The sequence below is a fragment of the Bacillus sp. TH13 genome, from assembly GCF_016651175.1.
Taxonomy (GTDB): Bacteria; Bacillota; Bacilli; order Bacillales; family Bacillaceae_G; genus Bacillus_A; species Bacillus_A thuringiensis_S.
Genome location: NZ_JAEKEJ010000021.1, coordinates 48257 through 67444 on the forward strand (window position 1 = coordinate 48257; position 19188 = coordinate 67444).

Here is a 19188-nt window from a genome sequence, read left to right on the forward strand (position 1 = left end):
ACGCTCCTCTTCTATTTATTGCTGCTTCTATTGTTATCGTTTAGTCGGTTATTTACTTTATCGTAGAACCTATCGAGGTTGTCCTCCATGCGTTCTATCCTCTCATGCTGCTTGTCTTGCGTCTTAGCGATATCTTGGACAGCGCTTGTCAGGTCAGCCAGTACGCCTTGCTGCTTGAGAATGAAACTATGGAGCATCCCCTTGTCTTTCCATTGGAGAATGAAACTTATAAGGAAAAGACCGAAGAAGGCTGTCTCCTTCGTAAGCAACATCGTAATAGCTTTCTCTATTAATAAATCCATATGTCATCTCCTTTAAGGGCAATTAAGCCTCTATCAATCTAACGGAACGACTGAGTAGCTCTTGATCTTTATTGAGTTGTATTTATCTGTCAATGGATTGTAATCCGTTTCGGAAACCCTTGCGTATATGCGAAGCTGGAGAGGCTCATGTATAATCACTACAGGATCTCCTAGACGTAATTTCTGTAAAGCTGGCTTATGGATTGCTTCAGAGGTTTCCCATAAAGGTAAGAAGTCAATCTCTGCAGTAGCTTCACCGAATTGAATGTTAGCTCTACGGAGATACTCAGGAGCGTTCTTCTCTAGTTCAAACTGTGCGGCAGTAAATCCTCCGCTGAAGTATGTACCATCTGATTGTCTATATTGCTTAACTTTCTGCTTGATTGCCTCGATGTCTACATACTCAGTGATGTCTTTACGGATGCCTTTGAACATATAGTTTGGCCACTTGTCGCGAGGAACTAAAATGTAGTTACCTGAAGAGTGAGCAGGGAAGGGAAAGACTGTTCCTCTAAAGTTTACTTCCATGCGACACGTTACAGTTTTGTCAACCATCTTACGGACTTCAACCTCTTTGGATTCCCCACCCCCTTTAGGGGTTTGCCACTCGGTAGTAATTTCTTCAGTCCTAAAAGTGTACTCGTCTTCAACGATAAAGTAAGGGAACACTGCAGGGAGAATATCGCTCATATCAATATCAACTTTAATGTTCTTCATATCTCTTCCGTATCGAATCTCGTAAGCATCGTCCCAAGACTTCATAGTCCGTCTATCTGTCAATACCACTCCCCACCGATCACGGAGCACCTCAAAGTTATATACTTTACGCATAGACTTTTCGTCGTTTCCTAGAAGGATATCTCCAAAGTTACGGTGCGTGAGTTCGAACGTCTTAGGTGTCCAATTGTCAGGACGTCTGTCATTCCAAGGGTCAAGCTCAGAGTATTGTTTTATATCTTGATAGAGAGTAGTTGCTCCTAAGGTTACACTTCCTTTAGTTACATCTGCGGTGGCTGTAGCCCCATTGTGGTCTAAGAAGGTAACCCCTGAATAGACATCTTGATAGTATGAATCTATTAAAGAGAATCTTGACCATGCATCTCCAAGTATCTGGAAAGGTCTTTTGATTCCGTACATGATTTGATTCTCTTTGGGAATCTTATCTGAACGAATCAGTGAGTAGTAAAGCTCCCCTATACGGTAAGTGTAATGAACACCTCTAACGATAAATATCCCTGAGACATCGTACTCAATATCGTTTATATAAAAGGGTTGATATTCCCATCCAAGTTTATGGTAGAAGGCTCCTTCCCATAGACCGTTATTGCCAGGCTCTTTAAAGTTTTGACTCTCCCATTTGGTCATATCTTGACGGGTACGAACTTTAATGACACGGCCTATCTTGATCTCTTTAGCGAGTTTACCATCTTCAGGGTATTGCATTTCAAACTGGAATACGCCTTCAAGGTCTTCAGTGACCTTAATGTCAAGGACATCTTTCAAGACTCCTATTCCTAAAGAGTTCCAATAATCTTGTCTGCTGTAACCACTAGGGATTACGTATTCCATCAATACAGGTAAATCTCCCATGCATTTCTCCTTTCAAGAACTCCACAGGGATTATATCCTGCGAGTTCTCCAATCAATTTCCACCTTAGAGGCATTCTCTACGGTGATATTATTCTTTCCTACCTTCATAGTTGGGAATCGTGGAGCTATCGTCCATGACGTCCAAGGTACTGACAATGAAGGATTATTCTCTTGGTAGCGAACTACATCTTTGAAGTCACAATCTACTTCAATGTGCTGCCCTGCTGCGACGTTATTAAGGTTACGAACTTCTACGACTTCCTTATAAGGGGTACCATTGTAGTTCGTACCTGTGAAGGTGATCTTACAAGTATTGGCTCCGTCTTGTTTCCATATCTTTAAGAAAGGAAAAGCATCAGCGGTACCGTCATTGTAGATGTCCTTAGAAGATGCTGGCTGTACGTCCATCCCTAAAGAGAGACTAGCCTTGTTTGTATATGCCCACTTACCGTTCTGACCTGTGTAGTCCCAGTCGAAGTTACCATTTGAGAAGATACAATAGATAGCCCATAGGTTTCCATTACGGTAAAGTAATCTATCTACAAAGGCGATAGCTTCAGAGTGTTCAAACGTCTGAGTTCCAGGATCTCCTTGAACAACCTTCTCTGTTAACTTGTTGAATTGGTTTGTAGCTGTATTGTACTGATGTAACTCGAATGTAGACTTAGTGTTGTGGCCGCACCAACCATTGAAGATGCCTCGAATGTTCCTAGACTTTAGAGTTGTCTTCATTTGAGATTCCGTCATAGATTTCGTAAGCATGTTAGGCTCAAGATTTGCTACTAAGTCGAACACATTGAAGGCAACTATTAAGCCAGCACCTGTAGAGTTTCTAGCGGGATAATATTGAGTGTTTCCGTTTGAGTAGACATGTAAGCGAGGGCTATCGATGAAGGTCGGATTCACTGTAGGGTATATAAGGAACTCGACAGTGTGTACTCCAGCGTTTACAGCTTTGAATACAATCGTTGTCTGATTCGTATTCCTTGCAACTTCGACACCTGAAGCATTTCTAACTATCAAAGTAATACCTTTAGTGTCCCCTGAAGCCATTGCATCAAAGTAATACATATTCCCTGCAACGAGCTGATCCACTGTGGTAAACTTAATAGATAATTGCTGTCCGGTTGATAGGTTGTGGAATTGACATCTAAGTGAATTGATCACCTTGAAGGATGCTCCTGAAGGTATCACCGTGCTATACTTATTAGAATAGAAATCGTCTATAAAGTTTCGGTAACTACCCGAAGTGTATTTCATCTGTAAAGAGAATAAGCTTTGTCCGTCTAAGTCTCTAATGTAATCCTTTTGAGCTCCTAGAATATTTGGCTCACTTAATACCCTATCGTATCCAAACTTAGCGAGGTCGGTAATGTTCTGGATGTTCTGCTCAGTACGAGCTTGATAGGTTGAGAACTGTCCGAACTTGAATTCCCTTGGAGGCATTGGGACTGGATTAGATGTAACCCCTACGACTTCATGATAGGAGTCAGAATACTTGAACGGGTCACACGTAAACGTAAGCATTGTCGTAAGCTCTCCCGTGGAAGGATTGTAATCCCAAGTGTAGGGCTTGATTGTTTTTACTTTGAAGTTCCACTGAGGATACTCCGAGAAGGTTATCTCATTCTGGACAACGTCCCACCCTACTCTTATCCATTCATTTAAAGTATTCAAGGTATCTTGATAGCCTACTGGCCCTCTGTAGGTTCTTACTCCTACAACGATATCCAAGTCCTCGTATGTTCCATCTGTGATGGTGTAACTTGAATCCCTACCCTTGACTGGTACACTTTCTACACGCATCTCGGGAGACGGGATAGAAGGCTTAGAAGTAAGATACACTTTCATGTCAAGTGAGTTCTTACCTTTAAAGTCAAAGTTAGGGAGATTATTTACAGCGTTTAAAACTACCATGTATTATCTCCCTTCCTAGAAGTGTTCACTACTATTAAAAGTGTTTCGATCCACCTCTACCTAGATTTTTTCTTGCTCTCAAGTTGTTCATCTCAAGAGTATTCACTTCAGCTTGAGCACGAGCGAGCTCTTTACCGTCAATGTGTAATGGAACCTCTACGACGAATGTCCCTCCATTGGTAGCAGTGTTTCCTGAAGGTGCTACCGTTCTAGAGTAATTACCTCCAGAGGCACTAGCTGCTGAGATACTATTTAGACTCTGTAATGATGACCCCATTTCGTCTAACACTTTAGAGAGTCCGGTCATTCCTGTAGCGGAATACCCTACCAAGCTAGGAGCTCCTGAGCCTCCAGCCATCATAGGTGCGTAGTTACCATCAGGGGATTGCATCTGTCCGCCACCAGTGTTGTAAGGAGAGTCTGCTGAGCGGAACCACTTAAGAGGATTAAGCATTGAACCTACATCAGAAACGGTAGAGCTTAGCCAACGGGTCATTCCCGTGATGCCATCTATCAAGGTTTGAATCAAGTTGCGTCCGATTTTACTCCATGATATCTTTTCAAGCATCTCCTTAGCAGTATCTATTGGATGGAGGACAACCTTTCCGATCTTCTTCATGATTCTCTCAGCGTCATCTATGAAGCCATTCCATCCACGACCTCCAACTTTAACGATATCATCTATGTACTTACCGATGTCTTTACCAAGAGTCTTGAAGACGTCACCGCCCCATTTAAGTAAATCTTTCCCTAGTTTAAGAGGAGCTTGAAGAAGTTTCCCGAAACCTACTTCGATGATCCCCCAGATAACATCTAAGGCACCTCCGCAGATATCCTTGATACCTTCCCAGACTTTCTCCCAGTCGCCATTCATGATTCCGCCGACTACTTTGATGATACCCATGATGATGTCTAGAGCTCCTGAGATAATATCCTTGATACCTTCCCAGACAGACTCTGTGAAGAATTTAATAACTCCCCAGACAAGATTCCATGTAGATTCTATCTCTTTCCCGTTTTCATCTATGAATTTCTTAACCTTGGTGATCTGTTCTCCAATGAAACTAGCGATGTCGTCCCATACAGGTTTAACAACTTCCCAGAGTTGCTTCATGATTCCTTGAACCCATTCGATCTTCTTACCAAGTTCCTCTTGCTTTTGTTGCTCTTGCTCTACAGCTTTACCTAGATTGAGGGAGAACTGTTCAGCCTCCTTCTTCTTCTGGTTGTACTGTTCTTGAGTTAAGTCCCCTGCCTGAAGTTGCGCATCTAATTCAGCAAGTTTCTGCTTATGGATTCCTGCGGAGGTTGTATTCTCTAGGAAGAGTCTTTCCGTTTCAGCCATGCGCTCATTGTAGACTTCTTGAGAGATAATACCGTCATCTAAGTTTTTCTTGATAGCTGCTTCTGACTGAGCACGTTTCATCTGCTCAGTTTGTAATAGCTTAGTAGCCTCTACCATATTGTTCATAGGGTCAATCGATTTAGATAAGCTCTCCATGAAACCTATAGAGCCATTCGTTGCAGCTACCAAGCCACCTTCAATACGGCTGAAGAGGATAAGCCCTAAGTTTTCTAAGGCAGATGATGCGTTGTCGACTGCACCACTTAAGTTGTTGGCCATGATGCCAGCCATAGCTTCAGCAGCGCCTCCTGACTCATCTAGAAGGGTATGCATACGGTCAAATTCTGGGAGGCCATTCTTTAACACCATGATCCAACCTGCATAAGCTTCCTCACCGAAGATAGCCTTTGCAGCAGCAATCTGTTGTTGGTTCGTTAAAGCATTGAACTTAGGAGATAGCTCCCCGATGATATCTCGTAAACCTTTCATGGTTCCGTCGGCATTCTTTGTGGAGACCCCTAAAGCATCTAAAGCTTTTGCGGCTGGCTTTGGAGGTTCAGCCAATCGAGATAAACCTGCACGTAATGCAGTACCAGCCATAGAAGCTTTAATCCCTCCGTTAGCGAACTGCATCGCTATTACAGTAGTATCTTCCAAGCTTGCTCCGAAGGTTGCGGCGATTGGAGCTGCATACTTCATTGTCTCTCCGAGCATCTCAACGTTTAAGTTGGCCTTCGACTGAGCTACTGCAAAGACGTCAGCTACTCGTCCAGCTTCTGCTGCTTTCAACCCGAAAGGAGTCATCGTATCAGTTACGATATCTGCAGCTTTACCTAGATCAAGCGCTCCGGCTGTCGCCAAGTTCAGTAAAGGTAGTGAGGCGTCAAGCATCTGATTAGAGTTCCATCCAGCCATTGCCATATACTCATAAGCTTCAGCTACGTTGGTAGCACTCCACCGAGTATCAGCTCCTAGCTTTCGAGCATTACTCCCCAGCTCTGCCATCTGTACAGAAGTAGAACCTGAGATGGCCTCTACCTTAGACATCTGGAAAGTGTAATCTTTACCTGTCTTGATTGCACCTGCAAAGGCTCCTGCAATAGCTGCCGTACCAGCGACAAGTCCTGCTTTCGCAAGAGCAGCACCTGCTGAGGCAAAGGCTCCAGCAAGGGATTTACCCATACCGTCACCAGCCCCGCCAAGCCCTCTAGTTTGTTGCTCAGCGTTCCGCATATCCTGCATGACTCTCCGCATTCCTGCTTGGAAGCCTCTATCATTTAGGATAACGTCAATACCAAAACGTTCATTCTGTACTGCCATGTTATCAATCCTTTCTATAAAGTTATTGACTCCTTAGAGGGCACCAGCTACTCCGCCACCACTAGAGTCAATCTGTGCAAGTGTCTTCACGTAATCTCTGACAGTTTTATAGACAACCATGTCCATGTAAGCTAGCAGATCCTGTTTGTCTATATCGCTGATAAGATGTCCTGCACTCATTTGAGATTCATAGAAGTTCATGATAAATTGTTGAGTCGATGATACGTCTACTCCTAAGTCTTTCACTAAGGCATTGTCTGATAGGAAATCCTTTTTCTTCGGAGTAGACGAGTTTAGTTTTTTACCGGTGCAAGCTTCTGTTGCATTAAGAACATCGGATAAGACAGAGCATCACGTACTACTGAGATTAGATCCTCTGCAGGTAACCCTTCCCAGAATTGCTCCTCAGTGAAATTGCCCCCGAAGATGTCATTTGTGATAAATGTCACAGCAGCCTCTACTACTGAGATATCAAAGTTCTCTTCCAGTTGAGTCGCATGAGCTACGGCTTGTTTGAATCGTAATGCTGGTAAGTTAGGCATCGGTTTAAACTTCTTAGCTTTTCCTTCAATCTTTAATGTTAATTCCATAATTGAAACCTCCAATGGTTATATTTATTAGGGAGGTCAGTGCCTCCCCTTTACAGTTTTTAATTACGCTGCTGGGTTCTCTGTAGGCAATAGAACCTTCTCAAAGAACTTTGTAGCCCATTTATCAGGAGCCTCAGGAGTTGCCTTGTCAGCATCGATGCTCATCTCATAAACTTGGTCACTTAAACGTGGCGCAAACACTAAGCCTAGCTCTGCAGATTGGAATTCTACTTGATCTTCTTTAGTGTTTGTTTCCTCGTTTGGTAAAGTAAAACGACCACGATAGAATACTTTGTAGCGGTAACCTCCGTCGGCTCTCATACGGCGATATAAGAAAGCACCCTGAGGAGCTACGTCATCTGCAGCTTTGATTACTCGGCGATCTGCTGTGATATACTTGTGGCCTAAGATACGTGCTTCAATCTCAGGAGTTAATCCTGTGAAGTTAACCGTAGCCTCAATTGTACCCATCGCTGAAGCTGTCTCGATAGCAATGTTGTCCCCGTATTGAGAAGACGTATTAGTTTGCGGCTCTACAGATAGGGACTGGATTGGGTCTAATCGGAAAGGTGCTTCATACGTCTCAGCAATCTCATCTAAGAATGGAGCGAAGTATGCTTTGTCGATACCGATAATCGTTGTGCCTGAACGTTTTTGTGGTGCTGCCATGTTATCAATCCTTTGCAGTTTATTCCTCGTCAGTTACTTCTACGAGGTACATATAAAAAGTCATATGCACGATTCCCTCAACTTCAGAGAAACGGGCTGACTTGATAGTTTTGTTTATCTCGCCAAACTTTAAGCTTTTCATCATCATCAAAGTATCGTAGGCCCAGAAGAATCCCTTCTCAGTTACAACTCCGATGTCAACCATTACAGTTCTACGTTGGACGCTATCACTAGCATGCTGTGCCATCATAGGCTTAGCTGTTGCGATTACACACTCTGGAGGGATCTGCCCTACCATCGTTTGGGAGTAAACTTTCTGTCCTTCAGGGAACACTCGTAGGATTTCAGCCACTAGAGCATCCTCAAAGGCTTGTGATACGGATTCAGTCCAGAAGGATTGTCCGCCTAGTGTTGAAGTATCCATCTAGTCACCCTCTCAAGAATTTCTGTATTGCTTTCTTCACTTGCTTTTTAGCCATCTCTTCGGTGTATAAGTACCCGACCTCCATGAAGTGTTTACCTGGGTGGAATTTACCTGTACGCTTATCGACCCACCCAAAATTCTGCGGAGCTCCATACTTGATGTTGACAGTGAAGCCGCCCTCAATCCCTTGAGATGTTCTCTTCAAAGGTGTTAACTGGATAGATCTTTTAAGGTTACCTTCGTCATGAGGAGCTGACTGGATAGCTTTACGCATTCCACTGACAGATGACTTCTTGACGATATCCTCGCCCTCAGCGGAGTGAGCTAAACCTCGTTGGAGTTCTTGTAAGCGTCTCATCAATTGAGCGTTGGACGATGAAGGTCTAAATGTTGCCATCTCTGTATTCCCCCGATGCTACTGATTCTTGTCTGCAAACAACTTCCTGGTGAGTTTCATACACGATAGGGTCACCACAGATTGTCTTGTAGTTTCTACCGTACTGAGTGAAGTCTAGTTTGTCTCCTTTGTGGATAATATGCTCAGGAGCACAGTACACTCTGAAGTCTCCCGTCTCTGGCTGTACGCTTCTACGTCGGTCAAACTCTTCAGCTCTATGAACGTAGATTCCACAAAGGGCATTCTCGATTACCTTTACAGGTCCCGTCTTTACTGATCCATTGGGCTGTGTAACTTCTTGTTGTCTAATAACATTAAAAGTAGCGTCGTAGGTTCCTTCTATGAAGTTTCTAGGAGTCTTGTAAGCCATTCATTATCACCTCAGATCGTTCTCATTCGACGGAATCTATTAAGATACTTTGCATAGTCTTGCATGATTTGGGTTCCTCGAGGGATTGAAGTAGCGCTCTGTTTAGTCTCAAACTCTTGAGTGAAACCTCCACGTTGTACCTTCTTAACTGCACCCTCAGAGCGTTCACTTGAGAGACCATCTTTGTACTCACTTAGTTGACGGGCACCCATCTCAGCAACTGTCAAGAATAAAGCTTTAGGGAGAATTAAATCATTAATGTAAATAAGTACTTTGTAGATCGTACTCTCGATAGTAATCTCATCTATAGGGTTAACCTCTCCAGAGATTTGCTGCATCATGGGAGTGATCTTAGCTACAAGGTCAGCTACATAAGCTTCATCTATGTCTTCATCGGTGACGTACCCTTTAGTTTCGATCATTCGTTTCACCTCACAAAGGATAAAGCTGGGGAGAATTATTCCCCGCCAGCTTCCTTAATGATTTCCTCTAAAGTAGGAGCCTGTAATGACTCCTCTTTTGGAGTTGTAACCTTAGAGGTCGTTACTCCCCCGAAGGTGGCGCTGCTTGCTTGAACTTAACAGCTTGAGCCATTCGAGCATTCTTGACGTATGTAACATAATGGATGTCTGCTCCGATTACGTTAGAGCGTGTTTTCATTAAGCGCTCAGTCTCAACGATTACTTGACGCTTTAAAGAGATACCAATGCCGCCAGCTTTTAAGAGGAAGCCTTCTCCTTTTTCTAAGCGGTCAGTAACTACGATGTTTAAGCCCATTACGTGACCTACGTGACCTTGCATGAATTGTTGGCCTTGAACGACTGCAACGAATTCCTTCATAGCTAAAACTTCACCGTAGTCGGCTGAAGAGATTAATAGAACAGCATTGTCTAAGTCTTCACCAAAGGCAACACGTAACTTAGCAAGTCCAGCTTGAGTGAATTCAATATCCTTTTGAGTGATGATTTGAATCTTACCTTTTGAAGGATCAGGAGCTACTTCGTCACGAGCTTCACGGAGAGAAACTAATAAGTCTTGATCGACTTTAGAGGCGATTGAAACAGCTAACTGGCCCTCTGTCTCTGCTACGATCTTTCCATTTGTAGCCAATACAGACTCATCAGTCATAGCGATATCTTTTGCAGCCTTTTTAACTGTGCGAGGAGTACTTACTGCGGAGATTGTTTCACGGTCTACTTCGCCGCCTTCTGCAACGTCTTTAGCGTCGCCAATATATTGCCATGTTGGGAAGACTACTGTCATACCGGGCTGAGCTTGTAGGGTAAAGTCCATTTCTGCTAAAGGTGTAAACTTGATGTATTTCGTTAACTTGTCAGCGATACCGTCAGCAATTACTTCAGGTACGATTGCTTTCACGTTCGATACGTGAGTTGTTCCTACTGTCATAGAATTATCATCCTTTTCTGTGAGGGGGTTAGTGGGGCTTGCCTAAGGAGTATCACCAAAGGCAAGAATTGAGGGGTTAACTTGTGGGGATTAACCTTGTTGCTTAATGCGGTTATACTCCGTAGGGTTGCTTTGATATAAAGCTGTTCGCTCTTCATAAGACATCTCAGAGAATTTCTTCTCTCCAGCGTTTTGTTGGTTATGAGCATCTTGATTGTGAGGAGCCTTGTAAGTTCCGCCTCCAAGTTTAGCCTCGACAGCTAACTGGACAGCACTCTTGAACTCTGTCTCATATTTGTTCATCTTCTCTCGAGTCTCTGTATCCGTCTTACCTACGAAGTGATCAATCAGTCCTGTAGGAAGATTTTTCTCAGAAGCTAGACTTAACGCTGTCGCCTTCTGTTGAGCAAAGATAGCGTCATCTTTAAATTTCTGCATCTCAAGCTCCATAGATCTGATGCGCTTCTGCTCTGGAGTGTCATCCGGATTAGCTTTCGCTAGAGCATCGTCGATTTCACGTTGAAGGTTATTTGCCTTCCAAGTATTAATCCCTTGAGATACTGCTTTGTCTTTGATTGGTTGAATAAGCTTAGAACCTTCATCAGTACTTAAGAAGGTCTGTACTCTCTCAGGTTGGAAGAAGTTTGGAGCTAATGTCTCTAAAGCTTCAGGTGTATTTTGGATAAACTCTTGGACTTGATCTAAAGTGATTTGTTCTGACATAATTGTTTTCCCCTTTCGGAGTCCTCTTTTGAGTCCTCGCTAAGTTGATTTTGTTCCAGTCCCTAAATTTCTTCACCGTCTACTTCGACTGGGAGTAAGTAGCAACGGCAATGTGGATGTCTTGGAAGCGGTGGAGTATAGCTTGGAGAGTATTTCTTCCCATGTAATGAGGCGCATACGGTGCAAGTCCTTTTCTCTAGTGAAGATTGCCACTGAACTTTTGTGACTCCATATTCTTTAAAGGAGCGCTTTGCTGCTTCAGTTGATACCCTAGAGGTTTCAGTCCTTGCAATTCGTTTAGCCTCATATGAAGTAAACTCTGCTGTTTTCTTAATGGCTTTTACATACTGACGAGTGTCCCACCCTTTAGCTAAACCTTCTTGGAGAACCTCATTGAGTTTCTGGCCTAATCGGATTCCGCTTTTATTGATGGAACTTTGAAAGTCGTAATTCTCATATTTAATCCCACTTACTAGCTCAATCTGACGAGTCGGTAATGAGTTGAAAACCAATGGAGATAACTGATTCTTTTCTTTGAGGAGTTTCTCAAGGATCTTGTTGTGTTCTTCGAAGGAAAACTTGTCAAACTGTTTAAGTTTTTCTTTCATCCCGTCAGAGAACTCAATGCCTAGCTCATTAGCTCGAGCTTGAACTTGATAGATTAAAGTGTTGTACCTTGCACGAAACACCGCCTCAGAGACTTGTCCACGTTCGTAAGCATCGAACATAGTGTGAAACTCTGAGACTAGCGTGTCAGCTACGTGCTTGTAACCTTTGTCGACCCTTGTCAGCCAAGACTCTAAGTTGTCGTCAATGGAAAGATGAACTCTCTCAAGTTCACTTATTAGCCATTTCTGCTTTTTAGTTGTCATAGGCTATCACTCCTTGGGAGGTTCATTCTTTGGAGGTTCTGTAGGGTTTCCACCTTCTGGAGGGTTATCTCCGTTGTTAGGAGGATTCATGAAAGGGTTAGCTCCCATTTCAGATTCTAGTTGTTTCTCCTTCTCAGCTTCGATACGCTTCTTCTCAATCTCTTCGTTGTAAGCGAATGGGAATTGCTCTCGGAGGGTTTCATTAGAGAATAATCCTGGAGGAATCTTAGCGGCTAACTCTGCAAGCTCGATGATGTTAGCTGGAATGTTTCGAGTCATTACAACTTGAATCTCTGCCGCATCGTTTGCCTTCTCTAGTAGACCTAAAGTAGACAAGATCAGCTTATGTCTTAATCGGAAACTCTTCTGGAATTTTCTTTCTTTGTTGGAGGTTTTATCTTCGAGGTCTTTCATTTTCCACTTAATAGCTGAGCCTGATAAGTTTGTAGCAAACTGCTCATCATGTAAGTTAGGAACTTGAGAGAATTTATGGATATCTTGGGTGAGGCGATCTTTGATGTTCTCAATATGTTTGTCGTTGGTTTGCTTATTAAGGAATGAAGCATCTCCTCCGTTACCATCTACAAGGAGAACTCGGTTGCGTCTCATCTTGGCAATGTCTGCCGAGGAGGTTCCTGACATCTCTTTAAGCATCAGGTAAGAATCTGCCCAGTACTCAACATCATTGATCGTGTCTGAGACGACTTTGTTGTAAGCATCAATTAAGTCAATAACGTCTTCAAAGGAAGATCGTCTCTCTTCATTGTTTAGAAACTCTACAGCCGGAACTCCTTTGAAAAGATGCGGTTCACTCTTTGTGACAACAGGCTTATTCGTCGTATTCTCCTTGAGAGAGAAATCAACATCATAGAAATTCTTTTCATCATAGATTCGAATCTTGTAGATCTTCTCTTTCGTGATTTCATTTTCTTCGATAATCCACGAGACGAAAGCTACAGGCTTTTCATCAATCTCTGGAGAATAAAACATCATAGCATTCTTAGGAGAAATGTACTTGAAGCGATGAAGCGTCTTCCCGTCTTCTTTCTCTCTCCAGTGAACTTCAAAAGCATGACCGTACAAGTTTGAAAGTCTATCAAGCTCCGAAGTAATATCATGAGCGTCATTGTAGTTGTAAACTTCTTGGACTGCATCTACTGTGGGGATATCTGTGGATTTAAGCTGAGGAGGATTCCCTGTAAAGTAAGACGTTGCCGTGTTGACAATGACTTTAGGGAAGTTATGGCTTAAGCGGTTGTTCGGCTTGGAGAGGTCTGTGTAGTATCTGTCTCTTATGTAGTGATAACCTTTGAAGTATTTCTCAAGCATCAAGTACTCTCCTTGTCGAGCTGAGAATGTTCTGATATACTCAACGATCCTTTCAAGGTCAAACTTTTCAAGATAATACTTTCGAGGTGCCGAGAATTCTGGACGCATAACATGATTGTTAAAAATCCTATTGTCAGAACTCAAGTCCGCGCCCTTCTCAGTTTCATGTAAGGCATTCTCATCAAAGACAAAACCCGTCTTGTTTTCTTCCATAGGCTCACTCCTTTCTGTTTAGATTCCCAATGCTGTTTTCTCCATAGTAGAAACTCTTCCTCGAGGCATTACATCTTCAAGGGCATATCTTAGAGCATCTAAAATGTGGTTAAACTTATCGATTGGTTTATTGATGTACTCGTTTGTCTTACGATCCTTCTCGTAAGTGTAGTTCTCAAGCTCCTCAATGATTGCCGTACACGAAGGGTGAATGACCATCTTGAATTGCTGTATGAACTGAATCCCGTGAAGAACGGAATCATTCCCCTTTCGGGAAGGTTTAATCTTAGAGACTCCTAATCTCTTAAGCTCTTCAATACTCTTAGGATCTGCTGAGTCTGCTATGATTCTCTGTCTGATATAACCTTTATTGACTACCATGTTGAAGACGTCTTTATTGGTCATCCCTTTCTCATAGTGCTCATCAAAGATGTAAAGAATCTTCCGCTGCATATCTGGAATGACAGACACTAAAGTCGTAGGATCTTCAGAGAATCCAAAGTCCATCCCAAAGTGAGCTTTTCTGCCTTCTTTGAAGTGAACATATGGATCGAACCAAGACTTCTCCCAGTTCGTGAAGATAAGCTTTGATAGAGTAGCGAACTTTCCAAGAGCATAGATCTTGTAGTACACAGGATTCGTATGCATCATATCTTCTAAAGCTTTTATATAAGAATCTGGTAGGAATTTATTATCTTTGTAAGTGGTGTGGACTACTTTACAGCTCTCAGGAAGTTTACCTTCATGGAACATCTTATAAACCCAGTTAGATTTACTTGTAGGGTTGTACATAAGGACAATCTGGTTGTTTCCCTTTCGAGAACGTAAACGAAGATTCAACTGCGAGTAGTCATCAACGGTTAACTCTGTAGCTTCTTCAATCAAGATGTCGTCGATCCCCGAGATAGACTTGATCTTCTCAGGATCATCCATCCCTTTAAAGATGAACTCTGAACCGTTTGGGAGTTTAATAGTGAAGTTTGACTCGGTGATTTTACAATGATCGTATAAACCGAATGAGGATAAAGCTTTCTTGAACTCTGCGAAGATGGATTCTCGGATAGTGTTTGTTACCTTACGAACTACCAATACCTTTCGTTTCTCTTTGAGGCATTTGAGGATTGTTCTCTGGACTCCAAACACGGACTTCCCAGAACCGGCTCCACCGTAGAGAACTAGAAGCCTTTCAGGTATTTTCAAGTAAGGTAGGAAACACTCATTGAAGAATCTCTTCTTAATTGTCAGTTTGATTTCTGGCATGAGTGGTTCTCCTTTGAAGATATTTCATTGGATCAAAACTAGGGAGGAAATGTCTTAAAAGTATGTGGTGCCTTGGAGGGGATCACAAGGGCTTTTGAGGGGAGGTTGGGAGGTGTCCTCCCTAGTTTTCATGCTATGAGGTTTTAATATCAGGAGGAGGGAAGCTGGCTAGGCTCCCCTTTGATGTCTTTTACAAACTTCTCGGATTCGTAAAAAGGTTCTCTTTTGTGGAACACTCGTAAGCCCCTTTAAAGCCCCTCGCCTTCTTTGTTTGTCGACTGGCTCATTCTGATTCATCAGTCCATGCGTTTAGGTTTGAAGGGCCTTAAAGGAAAGCACGAGTGTTCATCTCGCTTAATGGATTGGAGATGAACACCAAAGCTATTCCTCAGGAGGAAGTCAACCTCAGAGAGTTCTCTTCAGTTGATACTCATAGTATAACACGAAGGTAAACGTTAAGTATATAATCAAAAGATATTTTTATACACAGATTAGTATTTTTATGCACTAGAGGTTTCAAAATCCCCTAACGTCTCAGAAGCCCTAGAAGCCTGCATACAAGCAAGATAATAACTAAACCTCCTAAGACTCCCAAAACCTCACGAGAAGGCTCTGAGAGGCTGTCTGAGGCTTTAAAATACATCCCGTGAAGAATATCAAACTTCAATGTTGTCCTCTAATCCTTCGATGTCTACTACAATAGTTGTCTCCTGTTGAGTGATCTGTTTATCAACGAATAATCCGTGAGACTTACCGAGGAGCTCTAAGGCTTTTAAGGCGTCTCTGTTGTCCACCTTCTTGACTACTTTACTTCCCGAAGGGGTTACATGCTCATCGTACGTATCCTCTCGTGCAACGGCTGTGAGACGTGCCAGAACCTCTTGAGCTGAAGCGATCTGCCCTTCTCTGTCTCCACTTGAAAGCCATGACAGATAAGCTCGAGACTTCTCGTAGTTCGCAATCCGATAGATCGACTTAACGTGATAGCTGTACTTATTAGCCGTAGATTCATAGTTAAATTCACTAGCTACCAAGAATCTCAGAATCTCTCGATGCTTCTCTTTTAACTTTCGGAGATCTACTCCGTTATACTCTTTAGGGTCGTTGGGTCTTTTCTCAGTGTGGTCTACTTTTGGGGTTGCCATAAATGAATCTTCCTTTCTATTGAGGGGTTCTTGCGGAGTAACTTTAAAGGGGGTCGCCCGTTGAGGTTGGGCTTTGTGAGGTTGTTACTTTATAGATTTACTCTTAAGTATTCTTTACCGTTATGATTCATCTCTATAGATATATCTTTACTAACGGATATGCTTTTAAGAGTACATCAAGCTATTAGTACGAACGATAGTGAGGACAGAATCTTTAAAGTTAATACCTTGCGTTCACTTCATTCACGCTAATTTGTAAGATGAATCTTTAATGTATACTTTAAGGATTAATCTCTATAGAGAATTTAACATGAAAATTAACACTTGTCAAGAGAGATTCTTATGGATTTAGTTCCTGATAGTATCAAAAAACTTCTTGATTAACACTTATCAGCCTCGCCATACAGAATCCCTCGATTGACATACAGAAATGGCTTTCCGACATAAAAGCAAATCTGCCTATTAAGCTTCACTATTGAGTTTACTTCCCTACAAGTTTCTCAATTAAAGCGAATTGCTTCTTGATTAATTCACCTGAGTTTTCCGAGATGGATGCAACTTCTCCCCTTAAAGAAGATACCTCATCTTTTAATGAACTAATTATTTCTGTTAAAGAATTGATTTCATCTTTTAAGACGCTTATCTCTTCCTCTTTAGGCTGTGCTTGTTCAACTAATACATCATGATCCTTAACTAGTGTAGGTCCCTCATATTTAATCTCAGGCTTATGGTTGACAATAATTTCTTCAAAGGCCTCCACTTTCTTTTTCTGCTGATAGTCGTAAACTAAACGGTTAACATTAACTTCCTTATTAGTTATTATCTCTTCAGTATCTAGATTCAGGTACTTTAGCATGGTTTCTCCTTCGTCGAGGAATCTATTAAGGATTCTAATTCGCCCTCCTCCAGTCTCATGTTCAGCCCCAATGGCGTACTTCTTACTCTTTCTAAGTCTCTGTACAGGTTTCTTTCCCATTATTTTCATCCCTTTCAAGTATTTTACTTACATGTTTACCTTAACACATCGAAATACTCCTGTAAAGTTAACATTAAGTAAATGTTTAGTAGAATATTAAGTTAATCTAGTGAGTAATTTAATAAGTACAGACTCTAAAGTATGACAAAAACCAAAAAGAGACCACACTTAAGTAGCCTCTCCACATAAATTTAAAACTCTTTAGAATTTAAACATGCAAGAAATTTCTCGGTGTTAATCATCAACGGTAAATCTAACTGACTAGATTCCTCTAAAGTTTTAGGAGTTATTTAAACTCAATAACTATACGAGGCTTTACGTCTTTATCTTTATAATTATAAAGCACAATTCTATTTATAACACTTGAAAGTAATCTATTCAAGTCTTTATCTAACAATACTTCTCTGTTATCTAAGATATTCTTTAATGTTTTACTAACTTTTTCATACTCTTCAAGCTTATCGTCTACAGTTAACTCTTTAACTTCGGCAATCCTCTTGAATATGTGGTCTTTTTCCTTCACTTTTTGAGGTTTCATCTCCCCAAGCTCCTCCTCAGAGAGTAAATCATTCATAAACATGTAGTTAATACGTTTAAGTTGAGCTTCAATAGTCTTCAATTGAGATTCTAACGCTGCCAACTCTCTATCTTTAGAGTTTAGGTACATCGTTTTATCCTTTGTAAGTCTCTCAACTGTCTCATCTATAGAAGTTAAATACCTAGATAAATCCTTGAAGACATCTTCCATGACCTTCTTGTAAAGAATCCCGTGATTCTTGCAGAGAACTCCAGTAAGTAAGTCTCTCTTAGAACAGCCTTTGATTACTTTCCCTTTAGTAGGTCTCGTCTGAATAGCGTGAACTTTACCACAATAGCCGCAACGAACTAAACCTGAAAGAGAGTGAGTCCCCGCTTTGGCCCTATTAGGTTTCATTTTCTGAGATTCATATCTTCTCTGCACGGATTCAAAGAGTTCCTTTTCGACGATAGCTGGATAGATTCCCTCGTGACGGATATGTTCCTCTTCGGGACGCAACTTATATGTATTTCCATCCTTTATGAATTTCCTTAAAGTAGCATTCCCTAAGTAAATCTCGTTTGTTATGATGTCTCGGATAGATTTACCTCCAAAGGGCTTACCCATTGCTCCCCTGTAACCTCTTTTGTTCATCTCTAATGAAATGAAGTGAGTTCCTATTCCGTTAGCATACATGTGGAACATCTCACGAATTATAGGTGCTTTATCTTCGTCGATATCTAACATGCCTGTGTCTTTATTGTATACATAACCTAAAGGAACTCGTCCTGATGACCACCGCCCTTTACGTGCGGAAGCTTCTTTCCCTCTGATCATTCGCTTGGTTATCTGTTTATACTCATAGTTGGAGAAGATATCTTTAAAATCTGTCATGAGAGCATCGTTTTCGTCTCTAAGATTAGTTATCTTACCATCTGCGGTTACTATTTTCACGTCGTTATCTCGAAGTATTTTCATGATCAAAGAAGAATCATATCTATCCCTTGAGAGTCTGTCTACATCCATCACAAGAACAGCATCGTAGATATACTTATTAGTGACGCTGTCGAGCAATAATTTAAGCTGAGGTCTTTCAGATATACTCATAGATGACCCGATCTCTTCAAAGATTTCATACTTCCAAGAATTTCTCTCAGCTATCCCAGTTAAAACATTACGGTGATTCTCTAAAGATTCAGCATCTGTTAAGCCGTCTTCCGCACGGGATTTTCTTAAGTAGATTGCAACATTGTTGATCGTCATTTAACTTCCCCCTCTAAGCTCTATACTTAGAGGATATCACAGGTCTCTTATGGAAACAAGGCATGGCTACTATTTAAAATCCATTTTCCATCGAACGGAGCGAATGGTAATTCTGTAGGCTCGGAACCAGCTGCGATAATAAAGCTCTCTCCATCGATTACTTCTTCTTTATTTCCTTGTACAACTCGCACACGATGATCCGTTTCGAATTTCGCTTTTCCTTTTACAACTTTAATTTTATTTTTCTTCATTAAATATTGTATTCCTTGGACGAGTTGCATTACAATTTGTGATTTCCTCGCCTGTATTTGACCCCAATCAATTGAGATATTTTCTGTATTAATCGTAACTCCATAATCATTCGCTTTTCTCACAATGTCATGTACTTCAGCACTTTCTAACAGTGATTTCGTAGGCATACACCCAACATTTAAACATGTTCCGCCAAGGTCAGCTTCATCAATAAGAGTGACATCTTTGCCATTTTGAGCCGCGGTAATTGCTGCTACATAGCCAGCAGGTCCGCCCCCAATAACAACTAATTTACCCATTCTCTCAC

18 protein-coding genes and 1 pseudogene are annotated in these 19188 nt (G+C 41.7%); all 19 read right to left on the bottom strand.

Features of this window, described 5'->3' with window-relative positions:
• Positions 1 to 11: 11 nt before the first annotated feature.
• Positions 12 to 302 (bottom strand): hypothetical protein, encoded by a 291-nt coding sequence (locus tag JFU02_RS06715; RefSeq protein ID WP_098366290.1) that lies wholly within the window; start codon positions 300 to 302, stop codon positions 12 to 14.
• Between the two features lie 33 nt (positions 303 to 335).
• Positions 336 to 1892 carry a phage tail spike protein gene (locus JFU02_RS06720; protein WP_201070414.1) on the bottom strand — a complete coding sequence of 519 codons (1557 nt, stop codon included), beginning with the start codon at positions 1890 to 1892 and terminating at the stop codon, positions 336 to 338.
• A gap of 30 nt (positions 1893 to 1922) precedes the next feature.
• The gene (locus tag JFU02_RS06725) at positions 1923 to 3809 is read right to left on the bottom strand and encodes a phage tail domain-containing protein (RefSeq protein WP_201070417.1); all 1887 of its coding nucleotides are present in this window, start codon (positions 3807 to 3809) and stop codon (positions 1923 to 1925) included.
• Between the two features lie 34 nt (positions 3810 to 3843).
• Positions 3844 to 6474, bottom strand: a complete 2631-nt coding sequence (locus JFU02_RS06730; RefSeq protein WP_201070420.1) for a phage tail tape measure protein — start codon at positions 6472 to 6474, stop codon at positions 3844 to 3846.
• A 293-nt stretch (positions 6475 to 6767) separates the two neighbouring features.
• On the bottom strand, positions 6768 to 7064 hold the full coding sequence (gene gpG, locus JFU02_RS06735; RefSeq protein ID WP_201070422.1) for a phage tail assembly chaperone G: 297 nt from the start codon (positions 7062 to 7064) through the stop codon (positions 6768 to 6770).
• 63 nt (positions 7065 to 7127) lie between these two features.
• Complete coding sequence (locus JFU02_RS06740; protein ID WP_098366295.1) at positions 7128 to 7733, bottom strand: major tail protein; 606 nt, start codon at positions 7731 to 7733, stop codon at positions 7128 to 7130.
• 19 nt (positions 7734 to 7752) lie between these two features.
• Positions 7753 to 8157 carry a hypothetical protein gene (locus tag JFU02_RS06745; RefSeq protein ID WP_201070424.1) on the bottom strand — a complete coding sequence of 135 codons (405 nt, stop codon included), beginning with the start codon at positions 8155 to 8157 and terminating at the stop codon, positions 7753 to 7755.
• Positions 8158 to 8161: 4 nt separating this feature from the next.
• The gene (locus tag JFU02_RS06750) at positions 8162 to 8554 is read right to left on the bottom strand and encodes an HK97 gp10 family phage protein (protein ID WP_098366296.1); all 393 of its coding nucleotides are present in this window, start codon (positions 8552 to 8554) and stop codon (positions 8162 to 8164) included.
• Complete coding sequence (locus tag JFU02_RS06755) at positions 8541 to 8924, bottom strand: hypothetical protein (RefSeq protein ID WP_201070426.1); 384 nt, start codon at positions 8922 to 8924, stop codon at positions 8541 to 8543. Before JFU02_RS06755 ends, JFU02_RS06750 begins: the two co-directional genes overlap by 14 nt.
• Before the next feature lie 11 nt (positions 8925 to 8935).
• Positions 8936 to 9346, bottom strand: coding sequence for a head-tail connector protein (locus JFU02_RS06760; protein ID WP_098366298.1), 411 nt, complete (start codon positions 9344 to 9346; stop codon positions 8936 to 8938).
• 121 nt (positions 9347 to 9467) lie between these two features.
• On the bottom strand, positions 9468 to 10331 hold the full coding sequence (locus JFU02_RS06765; RefSeq protein ID WP_098850486.1) for a phage major capsid protein: 864 nt from the start codon (positions 10329 to 10331) through the stop codon (positions 9468 to 9470).
• A 90-nt stretch (positions 10332 to 10421) separates the two neighbouring features.
• On the bottom strand, positions 10422 to 11054 hold the full coding sequence (locus JFU02_RS06770) for a DUF4355 domain-containing protein (RefSeq protein ID WP_201070428.1): 633 nt from the start codon (positions 11052 to 11054) through the stop codon (positions 10422 to 10424).
• Between the two features lie 62 nt (positions 11055 to 11116).
• Positions 11117 to 11926, bottom strand: coding sequence for a minor capsid protein (locus JFU02_RS06775; protein ID WP_201070430.1), 810 nt, complete (start codon positions 11924 to 11926; stop codon positions 11117 to 11119).
• 6 nt (positions 11927 to 11932) lie between these two features.
• Positions 11933 to 13468 carry a phage portal protein gene (locus JFU02_RS06780; RefSeq protein WP_201070432.1) on the bottom strand — a complete coding sequence of 512 codons (1536 nt, stop codon included), beginning with the start codon at positions 13466 to 13468 and terminating at the stop codon, positions 11933 to 11935.
• A gap of 18 nt (positions 13469 to 13486) precedes the next feature.
• Positions 13487 to 14728 carry a PBSX family phage terminase large subunit gene (locus tag JFU02_RS06785; protein WP_201070435.1) on the bottom strand — a complete coding sequence of 414 codons (1242 nt, stop codon included), beginning with the start codon at positions 14726 to 14728 and terminating at the stop codon, positions 13487 to 13489.
• 656 nt (positions 14729 to 15384) lie between these two features.
• Positions 15385 to 15873: a terminase small subunit gene (locus JFU02_RS06790; protein WP_201070438.1), complete on the bottom strand. Its 489-nt coding sequence runs from the start codon at positions 15871 to 15873 to the stop codon at positions 15385 to 15387.
• Positions 15874 to 16354: 481 nt separating this feature from the next.
• Complete coding sequence (locus JFU02_RS06795) at positions 16355 to 16849, bottom strand: hypothetical protein (RefSeq protein ID WP_098850480.1); 495 nt, start codon at positions 16847 to 16849, stop codon at positions 16355 to 16357.
• A gap of 286 nt (positions 16850 to 17135) precedes the next feature.
• Positions 17136 to 18629, bottom strand: coding sequence for a recombinase family protein (locus tag JFU02_RS06800; protein WP_201070441.1), 1494 nt, complete (start codon positions 18627 to 18629; stop codon positions 17136 to 17138).
• Positions 18630 to 18685: 56 nt separating this feature from the next.
• Positions 18686 to 19180 (bottom strand): annotated as a pseudogene (locus JFU02_RS06805) (FAD-dependent oxidoreductase); the annotation flags it as partial.
• Positions 19181 to 19188: the final 8 nt, after the last annotated feature.